We start from the raw sequence: 14,660 nt of genomic DNA, 5'->3' as shown, positions 1-14,660 counted from the left end.
CTAAGACAAGTCAACGTGTTCCCGGCGAACGAATCAGATACCCGCGCTCCCTCAGGCTCCGATTCAAAGCCGCCGCGAAGGAGGCCGCTCCCGGCGTATCTCCGTGCAAGCAAAGCGTCTGGGCGCGAACGGCCGCCGTACCGCCGTCCAACGCCTTAACCGTGCCGCGCTCCACGATCGAGAGAGCTTGCTCGATCGCTTCGCGTTCGCTTGAGTGAACCGCTCCATCGAGCGATCGCGGCGCCAAGCTTCCGTCCGCCAGGTAAGCACGGTCGACGAAGCCCTCCTCGATAACGCGCAGCCCGGCTTCGCTCGCCGCGTTCAGCAGCTCGCTTCCCGCCGGTCCGACGATCGCCAGCTTCGGGTCGACGGCTTGCGCCGCGCGAACGATCGCTTCCGCCAGCTCGCGGCGGCGCGAAGCCATATGGTACAAGGCGCCGTGCGGCTTCACGTGAACGAGAGGCACTCCCGCCGCCGTCGCGAAAGCATGCAGCGCCCCGATCTGATAGATCGTGTCCGCTTCGAGCTCTCGGGCCGTCACCGCCAGTTCCCTTCTGCCGAATCCCTGCGGGTCGGGAAGACCCGGATGCGCTCCGACGGCAACGCCCAGCTCGGCGCACCATTCGACCGCGCGGCGCATGACTTGGGCGTTGCCCGCGTGGTAGCCGCAGGCGATGTTGGCCGAGCTTACGCGGGAGAGGAGGTCGCGTTCGCTCTCCATGCGGGAAGAGTCCGCCTGCTCTCCCGCGTCGACATTCAGGTCGATCGAACGAAGCTCCTCCGGCTCCGTCTTCGAATCGTTCATAGCTCTTTCCCTCCTCTTACTGACACCGGCCTATAGGAACCACTTAAGCCGAATTCCTTGCTTTAATCGGGACAGCCGAATTTCTTGCTCCCGGGAAGCCTGCAGCGCCTCGCCGAGGCTGACGGCTTCGAAGCTCGCCTCGTCGCCCGGCCGAAGCTGAGCGAGAACGCCGAGATCCGCCGCCGCGACATGGGCGATGATCGGATAGCCTCCCGTCGGCTGGCAGCCTTGCCCGAGCACGATCGGCTGGCCGGATGCCGGCACCTGAATCGCCCCCGGGCAAACGCCGTGAGACAGAAGCTCCTCCTGACGGGCAAGCTTCAACGGCTCGCCGCTCAACCGCAGGCCCATCCGATCCGAATTCGGTTCGATCCGATAACCTCCTCGGAAGAAATCCCTGCGGGACTTCTCCGTGAACCGGCTCCAGCCGGAGCCTTCCAGCACCCGCAAGGTGAATGACCGGCTCTCCCCGACGCTTCCGCTTGCTCCAGCCCGCGTTCCGGCGGCTAAATACTCCTTGCCCGCACTCCAATTATCTTCTGGCTGCCCGCTCCTCCGCAGCCGCTCGATCAGCCGCCGCGCAGCAAGAGAAGGTTCCCCTGTCCGGAGCCTATCCCCTGCCGCGAGAGCCCTGCCTTCGATCCCGCCGATTCCGGCACGCAGGTCCGTGCTCCGGCTGCCGAGCGTCGGCCACGCCTCAACGCCGCCAGCGACCGCCAGATAGGCGCGGCAGCCGCTGGCCGCTCCGCGGAAGCGGACGACGGCTCCGCGGCGCAGCAGCACCGGCCGATCCAGGGGGAACGGCTCGCCATCGATCTCGGCTCCGAAATCCGCACCCGTTAAAGCAACGAGAAGCTCCTTCTCGATGCGATATTCTCCGCCGGACAACGTGAGCTCCAGGCCTGCCGCGTTATCCGCATTGCCGACAAGCCAATTCGCCGCTCGAAGACGATCGGCGTCCATCGCTCCGCCGACGGAGACGCCGAACGCCTGCCAGCCTCCCGTTCTCCCCAGATCCTGGACGGTCGTCTGCAGGCCCGGGCGAACGACGGTCATCGCCGGCCGTTCCTCTCCGAACGCTTCTTGAGCCGATCTCGCTTCTTCGATTGCGCCGTCTTCGCCCGCGTTCCTTCGTCCGGCACCAACAACGGCTGCTGCCCCTTTCGCTTCCTGCCAAGAGGCGTCGCCTTCTTCGATAGGCACGAACCTCACCCGGTCGCCCGGAAGAATCGGGAACGGCTCGTCCGACTCCGGCCGGAACAGGCGCGTCGGCGTTCGGCCGATCAGCTGCCAGCCTCCCGGCGATGCCACCGGATAGATACCGGTCTGCGTCCCCGCGATGCCGACCGAGCCGGCCGCCACCCGCAGACGCGGCGCGTCGCGGCGGGGCTGCGCCAGCTCCGGCGGCAAGCCGCGCAGATACGGGAATCCCGGAGTGAAGCCGATCATCGCGACCTCGTAGCTCGCGGATGAATGCCTATCCTTAAACGCGGCTTCCGTCATTCCGCTGCGCCGCGCGGCCAACACAAGATCGGGCCCGGCTTCCCCGCCGTAGACGACGGGGATTCGGATCTCCCGCCCGGACGTCACGGCTTCATCCCGCTCCGCTTCGGCCAGCCCTGCAAGAATCGACGAGGCTTGCCCGAAGCGGAATTCCGCCTCATCATCCGCTACGTCCCCGAACAGATCCTTCCTATTCAGATAGACGGCTACCGACTCGTAAGCCGGCACCGTCTCCGTCACCCAGGGCAGCCCCGCGCCGGCGATTCGTTTCGCGGCCGCTGCGGGAAGGCCGCTGCCTTCCGCCTTGGAGGCTGCATCCCGCAGAGTCAGAAGGATCGCTTTCTCCCCCAGCGGCATCGTGCTCCAACTTCCCATTTTACCCCCTCCAGACTTCTTCGGGTTGCATTCCAAAGCCGGCAGCGGCTACAATCTTGACATTAGCGTCTCGCATGCTGCGAACCGAGAAATCATCACAGGAGCTGATCCCTTATCATGGAAAATTACGATTTGGCAACCCTTCGAATGCGGCAAGCGGACAACGCCTGGACGATTCTGTTCGATACCGCCAAGCTGATGGTCATGGACGAATACGGAACTCGCTCGTGGTTTATCGATGTGGAAGGAATACCGGACGCCGCCCTGCTGGACCGCTTCGCCCATACGGTGGATATCGACGTCACGGTCGAGGCGGTTACCATTGGAGGCAGGACGCTGAAGGGAAGCGGTTTCTTCCATCCGAATCCCAAGCATCGGGCGGCGGCCATCCGAGGACAAGGAGAGCTCGAGGGTTACGTCCCCGGAACTTCCCGGTAGAGGAGTGTTACGGACGCTGCTCTCTGCAGCGAATGCCTTCGATGAACGTCGTATACACCGAATTCATTCGCTCAAGGAGCGGCGTATCGTCCAAATCCAGCGACCAGATCATCAGGACGCCGTAATGCGCTTCGACGGCGGTTCTCGCGATCTGTTCGGCCGACAGCTCCTTGTCCACCTCTCCGTTCTCTTGCGCCCTCTTGATCAATGGAACGAGATAATCGATGAATTGGGTGCTGCGTTTGCGTTGAACGTCGCCGATCTTGGCGCTTCCGAACATCCCTTGAAGCACGGCCCGGGTCGTCGATTTGTACATCGGATATTTCCTCGCGTAGTCGAGCATCCCCTCGAACAATTGGGCGAGGAACGGTCCCTCCGAACCCAGCCGCTTCCCGATCACTTGAATCATCGTATCGGATTCCAGCTCCAGAATCATATCTTCCTTGGACGCGAAATAATTAAAGAAAGTTCCCTTCGCCACTTCCGCCCGATCCGTGATCTGCTGGACCGACGTCGATACGAATCCCCGCTCTTCGAACAACTCGACGGCCGACTCCATGATCCGCTGCCTGGTCAGCAATTTCTTATCCGCTCGATTCATGTCAGTTTCCCCTCTGACTTTATTCTTCTGGCTCAAGATCCGTTTGAATTTTCTGCATTCGCCAAGATGCCCCTACCATGAACAATATCGAGTTTCAATCCATAACGACGATACGGGCAACGATAAGCGCAGAACTCATCGTCCGGTACCGTGTACAAAAAAACGGCTCTGTAAAGAGCCGTTGTCTTGCCTATCCAACTTCGGACGCACGATTTACTTGTGGAAGACCTCGGGCGTCGTCAGCTTGTCATAAAATTTCAAGTATTCGTCCTTCTCGTCGGAAGCGCGCCATGCCATGGCCGAGCGAGGATGCTCATCCAGCACGCCTGTCACCATGTAAGGAATCAGGTAGCCCCACTCTTCCTTCTCGCGGAGCGTTACCATATGCTTCTCGATCATGCCGAGCAGCGGACGAAGGCTGTATTCCGGCTTGGCGAGCTTAGCCAGCAGCAGTTCGGTATGACAGTTGCCTGCCGCGCGCCCCATCCCATATACGGAGGAGTCTAGCAGTTCGACGCCCATCTCGACAGCGACAAGCGTATTCGCCAGGGCCAGCTGCATGTTGTTGTGCGTATGCACGCCTAGGCGCTTGTCCTTAAGGACGCTTTGGAACTTCTTGATCAGGTAACGGAAGTTATCCGGGTCGAGGCTGCCGTAGGAATCGACGACGTACACGTAGTCAACCGGGCTCTCGTTGATCAGCGTCAGCGCTTCGATCAGCTCGTTGTCCATGACGTTGGACAGAGCCATGATGTTGATCGTCGTCTCATAGCCGCGTTCGTGGAACAGGTTCACCAGCTCGATCGCTTTCTCGGTATCGCGGGCATAGCAGGCAACGCGGATCAAGTCGAGCATCGATTCGCTGCGCGGAAGGATGTCGTCCGGGTCGACGCGGCCGATATCGACAAGCGCGGAAAGCTTGGTGCGCTTCTTCTCTGGGATTACCTTGCGAAGGAAGTCGTCGTTCAGGAAGCGCCATGGGCCGGCATCCTCGGATCCCTTCAGCAGGCGAGGAGAATTCTTATAGCCGATCTCTATATACTCGACGCCGGCCTCATTAAGCGACTCGTACAAGTCTTGCACGAATTCCACGCTGAAGTCCCAGTTGTTGACGAGTCCGCCGTCGCGAATCGTGCAATCCACGATCTGGCAATGGCGGTTTTTGCTTTGTGCGGTCATCTTGCGCAAGCTCCTTTGCTCTTCTCCGTCGAATGGGAGGTACATAGTACATAGTTTATAACGAAAACGACTATTTTATCAAGCGGGAACGCTTCGACGCGGTGCAGTAGGGGAGGAAACTGCGTTTTCTGCCGTCCTGCCGTTGGGGTGTCGGCTCATTCCGCTGCCGGCTGAGCTTGCCCTCCGGCAATCGGCTTTCCGGCTGTCATCCCGATTAATAGAGCCGCCAGAACGGCCAATCTTCTCGGCGGGGGGAATCCGAAGCCGAGACGGAACGCCTGCGCCGCGCACCGAACCGCTTCTCTTCTTCTCTTCTCGTGACCGTACGCGATCGCGCACTCGATGACCGAGGCTATGATGTATTGCTTCTTGAGCGTCCGGCTCTCGCTCTCGACCAGAGAATGCCGATAGATCATATGGATCTCTGCGAGGCATTCGACCTTGCTCAGCGAATTCTCGAGCCTTCTCTTGGTCTGCTGTCCCTCGTGCACTCTGGCGTATCCGAGATCATCCCCGATAAAAATCGCCTTCTCGCGCCTCGCGCCCAGTACGAGCATGAGCGTATAGTCCGGAACTAGGCCTCCGAAGCTCGCGAAAAACCCTGCCCGCTTCAGGACTTCTCTGCGAAACAGGGTGAATTGCAAGGAGTAAATGCAGGCTTTGTTCTCCAGCGTCGTCAAGAAGACTTCGCGATCGACAGCTCCGGATACCAGCCGGTCTCTGCCGCTGTAGATCAAGAATTGCCGCGATTGCTCTTCGAGAGGCTCGCCGGATGAATTCATGAAGCCATGGTTGCTCGAACAGAAGCCGCAGTCTTCGCGGGCGGATAGCGCGGCGAACGTCTTCTCCAGGAATTCTCTCCCCCAGGCGTCGTCGTCGTCCAGCATGGCGACGTATTCGCGGGTGGCCAGGGAGAAGGCTTGGTTCCGGTTGGCTAGCTGCCCGATCGGCGTTTCGTTGACGACGTGAACGATCTGAACGTCGCGTCCGTGCCTCTCGCGGAATCGTTCGACGACCTGCTTGGTCTCGTCGTCTTCTCCGTCCTCGCTGACGATGACTTCGCTCGGCAGCAGCGTCTGGTCAAAGATCGATTGCAGGCAAGCCCTCAAATAGTCGGGTCTCCGGCGAGTCGGAACCGCTACGCTAATATCGCCTTGATTGATCATCTGCGTCCACTTCCCTCTTGAATATCATCGCCCAACGACGCGAGATTCTAGTTAGCGGACCGGCGATACGTTCCTCTAAATTCTACCACTTTCAGCATGACGTGAGGAGCTTTGCCGGCAAAAAAAGGCAGCCTGCCGATCAAGCGACCGCGCAGGCTGTCGATATTGCGATGAACCGGAGCTCTTATGCCTTCAGCTTGCTCGTCTGCCAGCGGGCTTCTTCGACGAGGAGGTCGACCGCGTCATCCAGCCGCGAGGCGATCTCGTCCGCGAGCGTTGCCGACCCGTCGTCGTTCCAGGTCACCTGGCTGTCGATGACGAACACGCCGCCTAGAATGTTGCGCGGCGCCATCGTGGAGAGCACCGGCTTCATCGCGAAGTCGATCGAGAGCAGGTGGGCGATCGTTCCGCCGATCGCGATCGGAAGGACGATCTTGTTCTCCAGCCCTTTCTGCGGGAGCAGGTCGATGTACGCCTTGAGCACGCCCGGGAATGAAGCCTTGTAGACGGGAGTCGCGATGATGACCGCGTCCGCCTCCGCGAACACCTGGTTCGCGGCTTGGATCGCCTCGCTGGCGAAGTTGGCGCGAAGAAGATCCTCCGCCGGAAGATCGCGAACGGAGATGGTCGATACCTCCACGTCGGACGTCGTTCCAAGACGCTGCGCAATGCGGTCGACGACGCCGTTCAGTCTGGACTTCACCGAAGGGCTGCCGATGAGAATAACTACTTTCGCCATATCGAATCACGTTCCTTTGCTATCGGGATCAATATAACCAACCTATGGACTCGGAAAATATCCGATTCATACACTCGGAATTATTCCCATTATATGCTTCTTCCGCGGAAGCCGTCAAGCATCCGACTATCCGTGTCCGGAACTCCATTCCTTATGGCAAGCCCTTTGCCGCACTGGACGAGTTTTACTTTTATGCTATAATACGGTGCAAACGGTTCCAATCTCAAGGGAGACCCGATTCCATGTCCGCGATTCCCTCCGTGCGCCGCCGCTTCGAGGTTCGTTCCCTTCGTCGCATCCTTGTCGTCTATCTGATGATCGCCTGCCTGCTTCCTCTCGTTTTTATGTTCGCGCTCACGTACTCGTCCATCTACTCCATCCTCTCGGGCAAGATTCAGAGCGGCATCCTCTCCAGCTTGACGCAGGAGGCCGACAGTCTGGAGAACACGATCAATAATCTCGATTTCGCCTCCAAGCAGTTCGCCCTGGACGGGCAGATCGCCAACGAGGTGTCCGCGTTCCTCGAGGAGCCGAAGATTTACGCCAAGTCCCAGATCATGGACTCCATCAACGAGAAGATCAATCTCGTCAACTTCACGAACCCCTATCTCGGGCTGACCGCGTATATTCTGCCCGGCGCGTCCGATCCGATCCTATTCTCCAACCTGACGATGGACAGCCGCTTCGACAGCTCCGCTCTCCCTCGCTTCATCGAATATAACGGAGCCGCTTATTACGGGCCTCATCGCACCCTTTATACCAACAGCAGCAACATGGTTTTCTCCGAACAGCGAATCGTTCACGTGAATGGCGACGAGACGGTCTATATCTATCTGGAGTCCAATTACGATCTCTTCCGCAAAATATTGGGGCAGCAGGCGTACGGCATGAAGGTGGCGCATCTTCTCGTTAACGAGCAAGGCGGCATATCCTTTATCGAAGATGTCCGTCTTCCCGATAAGGTGAAGGGCGCCATCCGGCCCGACGACGCAAGAACGCACTTCGTAGCGGAAGGGTACCATTTGTTCCGCTATTCGAGCCCTCAGGGCTGGCAGCTGCTGGCCGCCGTGAAGAAGTCCGACTTTGACAGCGAGATCCGGGTCTGGTTCTACAAGATGATCGCGTTGGGGCTCGCCACGCTAGCCTTCGCCGGGGGCCTGGCATTCCTTATCTGGAAGCAGGTGTACCGTCCGCTGCGGAAGGTTAACGTCGAGATCGTGCGGATGGCCGAGAATCGGACGACTCCGGTATCTTACACGAAGGTCGAGGAATTCGACTTCGTGCTCAGCAACTTCCAGGAGATGAAGGACAAGGTCAACGAGCTGATTCTTGAAGTGGAGGACAAGGAGAAGCAGAAGGGCCGGTTCGAGATCGAGAAGCTGCTCAGCCAGATCAATCCGCATTTTCTCCATAACACGCTCAATACCGTCCAGTGGCTGGCCCGCATGAACGGGCAGAAGGAGATCGACAAGCTGGTGACCCTGCTCGTCAAGGTGCTTCATTACAATCTGGGCAAGCAAAGCCTGATCGTGACGGCGCGGGACGAGATCGAAGCGATGCGCAATTACATGGAGCTGCAGCGGATCCGCTACGACTACGAGTTCGAGTTCCACCTGAACGCCGAGCAGGAGATCCTCGACGTCGCGGTGCCTCGCTTCCTGCTGCAGCCGCTCGTCGAGAACGCGATCTATCACGGCATGAGCGAGCGGAAAGGACGCATCGAGATTACGATTGCGGCAAGCGGAACGGAGCGCGCGCTGTTTCAGGTCGAAGACAACGGTGCCGGTCTCGAAGCGAAGGATATCGAGCGGCTGCTGTCGGAGGACGACGCCGAATCGAAGCGCAAGGGCATGGGCATCGGCCTCTCCTATGTCAAACGGATGCTGCGCCGCTTCTACGGATCCGATATGAGCTTCGCCATCGAGAGCGAGCCGGGAGTAGGAACGAAGGTGTCCATCGTCATCCCGCGGCGAACGATCGAGGAGTTGGAAGAATAGGCCCGCTTCTCTTCTTCTCTTCTTCTCTTCTCCCCTTTTCGCCTCCCCCGCTCCCTATTCCCAGTCTCCTCGCCTTTTATCTCCCCATCGCTTTATAGGGTGAATTTGGTTCGGAACGGTACGAATTCGGTGCGCGAAGTGCAGACAGCCCTCCTGGGAAGGAGGGCTTTTTTCGCTCTCGGGGGAGAGCGCCCATCGCTTACAATGAGAGCGCGAAACCGATTCCAATAGCGATTGGGGACTTCGATATGTCACCGACTACCGGCACGAACGCCGCTCTGCAACCTTCCCTGCCGACCCGGCGCAAAGGGTTGGCCAACAAGTACAAGCTGTTCCTGATGGCGCTTCCTCTTCTGATCGTCACCTTCATCTTTTTCTACCTTCCCATCTATGGATGGATTTACGCGTTCTATGACTACTTCCCCGGCATCCCGCTCTCGCAAACCCCCTTCGTCGGGTTCAAGTGGTTCAAGTCGATCGCCTCGAACCCCGTTCAGACCGAAGAAGTCATACGGGTCATGAAGAATACGATCGCGATGAGCGGCCTCGGCATCGTGACCTCCTTCTTCCCGATCGTGTTCGCGATCCTGCTCACCGAGGTGCGGACCGGCTGGTACCGGCGGATCGTCCAGACGCTGACGACCATCCCGAACTTCATCAGCTGGATTCTCGTCTACGCCATCGCCTTCGTCCTCTTCTCGGTGGACGGCGGGCTCGTCAATACGATTCTGATCAAGCTTGGAATCATCGATCAAGGCATTAATTTTCTCGCCAGCGGCAACAACGTCTGGATACCGATGATTCTATGGTATTGGTGGAAATCGCTCGGCTGGAGCGCGATCATCTACCTGGCCGCGATCACCGGCATCGACCAAGAGCTCTACGAAGCCGCCGAAGTCGACGGCGCCAGCCGCTTCCGCAAAATCTGGCACATCACCGTTCCCGGCCTCGTCCCGACGTTCTTCGTCCTGCTCTTGCTCTCGATCGGCAACCTGGTCAACAACGGGATCGAGCAGTACTTCGCCTTCCAGAACGCCATGAACAAAGACACGATCGAGGTTCTCGACCTGTACGTCTACAACATCGCCTTCGCCAACAACTTCCCGTTCGCCACCGTCGTGAGCATGCTGAAATCGATCATAAGCGTGACGCTTCTGTTCCTGGCGAATCGCCTGTCCAAATGGGTCCGCGGCGAATCCATTATCTGAGAGGAAGAGTATCCATGAGATCTCGCAAACAAAGCATCGGCGGAATCAGCTTTCAGGTGCTGAACTACCTTTTCCTAGGCCTGTTCACGATCAGCTGCGTATTCCCCTTCTACTACCTGTTCATTAATACGATCAGCGACAACAACCTGTCCTCTACGGGATATATAACCTTCTACCCGAGAGGCATCCACTTCGATAACTACCTGGACGTTCTCAAGATCAAAGGTCTCGGACATGCGGCGGTCGTCAGCCTGTACCGTACCGCGGTCGGAACTTTCCTGACCGTAGGCGCCTCGGCTTTCCTCGGGTATCTGTTCACGAAGAAGGAGATGTGGGGCAGAAAATTCGCCTACCGGTACGTCGTCGTCACCATGTACTTTAGCGCCGGCCTCATTCCGTGGTACCTCACGATGCACAACCTCCATCTGACGAACAATTATCTGGCGTACGTGCTTCCGTCCATCATCTCCCCTTTCAACATCATCTTGGTCAAAACGTTCGTCGAGTCGCTGCCGCCCGCCCTGGAGGAATCCGCCTCTATCGACGGCGCCGGGTACGCGAGGATCTTCTGGAGCATCGTCCTGCCGCTGAGCGTTCCGATCCTGGCGACGATTACGATCTTCTCGGCGGTCTACCAATGGAACGCCTTCGTCGATACCGCCTTCCTCATGACCGATCCGAAATACTATACCCTTCAGTACTTGCTCTACCGGTACCTGAACGAAGCCAACTCGCTCGCCGCCTTGATCAAGAGCACGCAGGACTTCAACTCGCTGAACCTGCAGAACATGCAGACGCCGACTTCGGTGCGCATGACCGTCACGATGATCGTCGTGCTTCCGATTCTGTTCGTTTATCCGTTCTTCCAGCGTTACTTCGTCAAGGGCATTCTGATCGGCGCGGTCAAAGGCTGAGCCTCGGCGATTCCCCCACTTGGGTTTAACTCCGTTTACCGGGCGGAGCGAAACTATAGATACTCCATTAACGGAACAAAGGGAGGCAATCTTCAATGAAAGGCATTCGGAAGGTCAAACGTTTCACGGCCGGGATTCTGGCAGCGGCGCTGCTCGTCGTGCTGGCCGCTTGCAACGGCAACAACTCTGGCAACAGCTCTTCTCCCAGCAGCAGCCCGTCCAAGAGCGCTGCGGCGTCGCCGTCGTCATCCGCGGACACTTCGTCGCCTAGCGCGGAACCGTCCTCGGAATCCGGGCTCGACCACTCCAAGGAGCTGACGCTCACCGTCTTCTCGACGACGGCTAACTACGCGGGAGAACAAACCGGCTGGTTCGCCAAGATTCTCAAGGACAAGTTCAACATCAAGCTGAACATTATCGCCTCCAACCTGGATGGCGGAGACGCGAAGATCGCCGCGATGATGGCTTCCGGCAACATGGGCGACATTATCGTCTGGGGCGATGACAAGGGCAACTACCCGAACGCCATCAAGGCAGGCCTCTTGCTCGACTGGACGAAGAACGATCTGCTGAACAAGTACGGCAAGGACCTCGTCGCCAAGTACCCGAAGGCGATCGAGAAGGCGAAGATCTCCTTCGGAGGAGGCAGCGCCGTTTACGGTATCGGCAACAACGTCGCCTCCAACCCGAACGGACCTTCCGAAGGCAAGGATATGACATGGGGCCCGGACCTGCGCTGGGATCTATACCAGAAGATCGGCGCTCCCGAGATCAATTCCGTCGAAGACTATCTGCCGGTCCTCAAGAAGATGCAAGAGCAGGAGCCGACGAACGACCAAGGCAAGAAGACGTACGCGTTCTCGCTCTGGTCGGACTGGGACGGCAGCTATAAGATGACGCTTGCGAAGCAATTCGCCAACATGTACGGCTACGACGAGATCCCCGACACGGCGGTCTACGTGAAGGCCGATGAAGACAAGTACTACGACTTCCTCTCCGAAGACAGCTGGTACATGAAGTCCCTCAAGCTTTATTTTGACGCCAATCAGATGGGGCTCGTCGACCCGGATTCCCCGACGCAGAAGTTCGACGACGTCACCGGCAAGTACAAGGACGGCCGATTGCTGTTCTCCTGGTTCCCGTGGCTCGGAGCCGCCAACTACAATACGCCGGAGAGAACGGCGGAAGGCAAGGGCTTCGCGACCGTTCCTTTCAAAGGCGAAGTGATGTACTCGACCGGCTTCAACATCTATGGAGGCAACGGAGTCATCTCGATCGGCTCCAAGGCCAAGGATCCGGAGAGAATCATGGAGTTCCTGAACTGGATGTACACGCCGGAAGGCGCGATGATCTCGGCGGGCAGCGGAACGGCCGTTCCGAACGGACCGAAGGGACTTCTCTGGGATATCAACAGCGAGGGCAAGGTATATGTCACCGACCTCGGCTGGCAGGCTTATGCCGACCAGAAGGGCACCGCTATCCCGGACGAATACGGCGGCGGCAACTTCTCCGACGGCAACAATCAGATCAACTTCTCCTTTATCGTTCCGGCCGAAGTGAATCCGGAGACCGGCGAAGCTTATGACCATAACCTGTGGGAGACGTCGCTCAAGCGCAACCCGTCCAAGCTCGAGAGCGACTGGCGCGAGAAGATGGGCGTGCTGACCGAGAAGGAATACTTCGTCAAGAACAATCAGATCGCCGTCGCTCCTCAAGGCTTCACCGGCAAGGAGCCGCTGCAGATGGACCAATCGCTGCTGCAGAAGAACAAGCAGATCGGCACGATCATCCAGCAATACTCCTGGAAGATGGTCTTCGCGAAGAACGAAGCGGAATACAACAAGCTTAAAGACGAGATGCTCAAGAAGGTCAAGGGTCTCGGCTACTACGACGAGATCATGGACTTCTCGATCAAGAAAGCGGAGGAGCTGTTCGAAGCCCGCAAGAGCGTATCCCAATAACGAGCTTCTAGAAGGTCTGGTCAATCGGCCTGCATAGGTCATTGGTCTCTCACAAGCCTCCTCAGCCCGCGCGTACGCGCCGGTTGGGGAGGTTTAAGTCTACTCTCTTGCGACGACCCTCTCGTTCCGGTTCGCAAGTTGGAGTCAATAGATTGGCGCCATCAAGCGATCGTTTTGTGGTAAAATTCCCTTAAAGTGACAGTAACGCGGCAGCTCGGAATGCCTCTCGGATCTCTCTTAATCTTTTTGCGATGAAAGCGGGGGATTAATCATGTTAAGAGCCGTCGTGGTGGACGACGAGAAATTGGTTCGCAAAGGGTTCATCTCGATGTTCGATTGGCCGTCCTTCGGAATCTCGATCGTCGGCGAAGCTGGCGACGGAAGAACCGCGCTGGATCTGCTCGAACGGACCGAAGCCGATCTTCTCTTCACCGACATCACCATGCCGGGCATGTCCGGCTTCGAGCTGATCAAGGCGGTCCGCCAGCGGCACCCGCATATTCGTTCCGTTATCCTGACCTGCCACCACGAATTCGACTACATCCAGGAAGCGCTTCGGCTGGGCGCGATCGACTATATCGTAAAGACGCTGCTCGAAGTCGAGAATGCCGACGAGGTCATGGGCCGAATCGTCGAGAGAATCGGCTGGGAGAACATGAACCGCCCCTCCCAAGTCCAGGAGGAGGCGAATCAGCCTTTCCCTTCTTCCTCCGGCTTATTGTTCGTTCCGCTCTTGGAAGAGGACATCGACGCGGAGCTGCTTCGGCTGCCTTCGGTCACGAGAAGCCGCTTGATCCGGCTGGGTAAATACCGACTGGCTCCTCTTCAAGGCTCCCCCTCGTCGGAGGAATTGTTCAAGGAGATGCGCGGCGCCTCCCATGGGCGATGGCGCACCATCCAGTTGAACGGCATCTCGAATGAGCGACTGCAGGATCTTCAAGAGACGTTGGAGGCCGGACTCGGCGGCACCCTCTTCTATTCGGAGGACGAAGACGGCGGAATATCCAGACTTTCTTATGAAGACTTGATCCGTTGCGTGCGGGATGCCGGACCCGGAGGAGACCGAGCGGCTGCCGATTGGCTGGAAGCCGGCCAGGAGCTGCGCTGGACGCTCTACAACCGGGAATGGGAGGAGTTCACCCGAGGAATCGTTCGCCATCGCATCGCTCCGCCGAAGCTTCGGGATTTCGCGCATGAGCTGTGCCGAATTTGGGCGGATGTCCTGCTGGAGCCGAGGGACGCCGATAAGCTCGCTGCCGCCGCGGCCGGCAGTTCGAGCTGGAAGGACTGGGAGAGCTGGCTGCGCCATTTCTCCGATCGAGTCCGCAACCGAATGATCGACTTATCTCTCTCCCGGGAAGTGATGGCCTGCCTGATCCGGGCGATCCGCTTCATGACGAGGAATGCCGGAGACAAGATCAACCAGAACGACGTCGCCGCCCACATCAATATGAGCCGAAGCTACTTCAGCCAATGCTTCGCCCGGTTCGCGGGGCAGCCGTTCGGGGAGATTCTGCGCAATATCCGCATCGAGCGGGCCAAGTGGCTGCTGTTGAACACCGCCTCCCCCGTCTACGAGATCGCCGCCGCCGCCGGCTTCGAAGACGACAAGTACTTCAGCAAGTTGTTCCGCGAGCGGGTCGGCAAGCTTCCGACCGAATATCGCGCGGACAGGGAGGAAATCCGTTCGAAGCGGTACGAGAACGGTGCGCAATCAGCGGGCGGAATATCCCGAATGCAAGGCGAATTTCACTCTCTTCTCCGAGACTAGACG

The 14,660-nt window shown here is 58.5% G+C and carries 12 protein-coding genes; 6 read left to right on the top strand and 6 right to left on the bottom strand.

Going from position 1 to position 14,660, the window contains the following annotated elements:
• Positions 1-10 precede the first annotated feature (10 nt).
• Positions 11-805, bottom strand: a complete 795-nt coding sequence (locus ELR57_RS19225) for a 5-oxoprolinase subunit PxpA (RefSeq protein WP_126960706.1) — start codon at positions 803-805, stop codon at positions 11-13.
• 30 nt (positions 806-835) lie between these two features.
• Positions 836-2,683: a 5-oxoprolinase subunit PxpB gene (pxpB, locus tag ELR57_RS19220; protein ID WP_126960705.1), complete on the bottom strand. Its 1,848-nt coding sequence runs from the start codon at positions 2,681-2,683 to the stop codon at positions 836-838.
• Positions 2,684-2,800: 117 nt separating this feature from the next.
• Between pxpB and ELR57_RS19215 the strand changes: the two genes are divergently transcribed.
• On the top strand, positions 2,801-3,121 hold the full coding sequence (locus tag ELR57_RS19215) for a hypothetical protein (protein WP_126960704.1): 321 nt from the start codon (positions 2,801-2,803) through the stop codon (positions 3,119-3,121).
• Positions 3,122-3,128: 7 nt separating this feature from the next.
• Here ELR57_RS19215 and ELR57_RS19210 read toward each other — a convergent pair whose 3' ends face one another.
• The 4 genes from ELR57_RS19210 to ssuE form a co-directional block, all read right to left on the bottom strand.
• A complete protein-coding gene (locus ELR57_RS19210; protein WP_126960703.1) occupies positions 3,129-3,722 on the bottom strand; it encodes a TetR/AcrR family transcriptional regulator in 594 nt (197 codons plus the stop codon).
• 213 nt (positions 3,723-3,935) lie between these two features.
• Positions 3,936-4,901, bottom strand: a complete 966-nt coding sequence (locus ELR57_RS19205; RefSeq protein WP_126960702.1) for an aldolase catalytic domain-containing protein — start codon at positions 4,899-4,901, stop codon at positions 3,936-3,938.
• Positions 4,902-5,056: 155 nt separating this feature from the next.
• Positions 5,057-6,067, bottom strand: coding sequence for a glycosyltransferase family 2 protein (locus tag ELR57_RS19200; protein ID WP_126960701.1), 1,011 nt, complete (start codon positions 6,065-6,067; stop codon positions 5,057-5,059).
• Positions 6,068-6,251: 184 nt separating this feature from the next.
• Positions 6,252-6,806, bottom strand: coding sequence for an NADPH-dependent FMN reductase (ssuE, locus tag ELR57_RS19195; protein ID WP_126960700.1), 555 nt, complete (start codon positions 6,804-6,806; stop codon positions 6,252-6,254).
• Between the two features lie 242 nt (positions 6,807-7,048).
• Here ssuE and ELR57_RS19190 point away from each other — a divergent pair, with 242 nt between their 5' ends.
• The 5 genes from ELR57_RS19190 (at position 7,049) to ELR57_RS19170 (ending at position 14,657) form a co-directional block, all read left to right on the top strand.
• Positions 7,049-8,803, top strand: a complete 1,755-nt coding sequence (locus ELR57_RS19190; RefSeq protein WP_158630076.1) for a sensor histidine kinase — start codon at positions 7,049-7,051, stop codon at positions 8,801-8,803.
• Between the two features lie 248 nt (positions 8,804-9,051).
• On the top strand, positions 9,052-10,011 hold the full coding sequence (locus ELR57_RS19185) for an ABC transporter permease (protein ID WP_238162605.1): 960 nt from the start codon (positions 9,052-9,054) through the stop codon (positions 10,009-10,011).
• A 14-nt stretch (positions 10,012-10,025) separates the two neighbouring features.
• Positions 10,026-10,925: a carbohydrate ABC transporter permease gene (locus tag ELR57_RS19180; RefSeq protein ID WP_126960698.1), complete on the top strand. Its 900-nt coding sequence runs from the start codon at positions 10,026-10,028 to the stop codon at positions 10,923-10,925.
• A gap of 95 nt (positions 10,926-11,020) precedes the next feature.
• Positions 11,021-12,886 (top strand): type 2 periplasmic-binding domain-containing protein, encoded by a 1,866-nt coding sequence (locus tag ELR57_RS19175; RefSeq protein ID WP_126960697.1) that lies wholly within the window; start codon positions 11,021-11,023, stop codon positions 12,884-12,886.
• Between the two features lie 271 nt (positions 12,887-13,157).
• The gene (locus ELR57_RS19170) at positions 13,158-14,657 is read left to right on the top strand and encodes a response regulator transcription factor (RefSeq protein WP_126960696.1); all 1,500 of its coding nucleotides are present in this window, start codon (positions 13,158-13,160) and stop codon (positions 14,655-14,657) included.
• Positions 14,658-14,660: the final 3 nt, after the last annotated feature.

It is taken from the genome of Cohnella sp. AR92 (assembly GCF_003990975.1).
In the GTDB taxonomy this organism is placed as follows: Bacteria; Bacillota; Bacilli; order Paenibacillales; family Paenibacillaceae; genus Cohnella.
The sequence above is the reverse complement of the archived record's forward strand: the minus strand, read 5'-3'. Positions and strand labels throughout refer to the sequence as shown.

Excerpts from the sequence above, each read along its gene's own strand:
- ELR57_RS19190 (WP_158630076.1), top strand. The coding sequence starts at position 7,049 with ATGTCCGCGATTCCCTCCGTGCGCCGCCGCTTCGAGGTTCGTTCCCTT.
- ELR57_RS19185 (WP_238162605.1), top strand. The coding sequence starts at position 9,052 with ATGTCACCGACTACCGGCACGAACGCCGCTCTGCAACCTTCCCTGCCG.
- ELR57_RS19210 (WP_126960703.1), bottom strand. The coding sequence starts at position 3,722 with ATGAATCGAGCGGATAAGAAATTGCTGACCAGGCAGCGGATCATGGAG.
- ELR57_RS19225 (WP_126960706.1), bottom strand. The coding sequence starts at position 805 with ATGAACGATTCGAAGACGGAGCCGGAGGAGCTTCGTTCGATCGACCTG.
- ELR57_RS19170 (WP_126960696.1), top strand. The coding sequence starts at position 13,158 with ATGTTAAGAGCCGTCGTGGTGGACGACGAGAAATTGGTTCGCAAAGGG.
- ssuE (WP_126960700.1), bottom strand. The coding sequence starts at position 6,806 with ATGGCGAAAGTAGTTATTCTCATCGGCAGCCCTTCGGTGAAGTCCAGA.
- ELR57_RS19175 (WP_126960697.1), top strand. The coding sequence starts at position 11,021 with ATGAAAGGCATTCGGAAGGTCAAACGTTTCACGGCCGGGATTCTGGCA.
- ELR57_RS19215 (WP_126960704.1), top strand. The coding sequence starts at position 2,801 with ATGGAAAATTACGATTTGGCAACCCTTCGAATGCGGCAAGCGGACAAC.
- ELR57_RS19205 (WP_126960702.1), bottom strand. The coding sequence starts at position 4,901 with ATGACCGCACAAAGCAAAAACCGCCATTGCCAGATCGTGGATTGCACG.
- ELR57_RS19180 (WP_126960698.1), top strand. The coding sequence starts at position 10,026 with ATGAGATCTCGCAAACAAAGCATCGGCGGAATCAGCTTTCAGGTGCTG.
- pxpB (WP_126960705.1), bottom strand. The coding sequence starts at position 2,683 with ATGGGAAGTTGGAGCACGATGCCGCTGGGGGAGAAAGCGATCCTTCTG.
- ELR57_RS19200 (WP_126960701.1), bottom strand. The coding sequence starts at position 6,067 with ATGATCAATCAAGGCGATATTAGCGTAGCGGTTCCGACTCGCCGGAGA.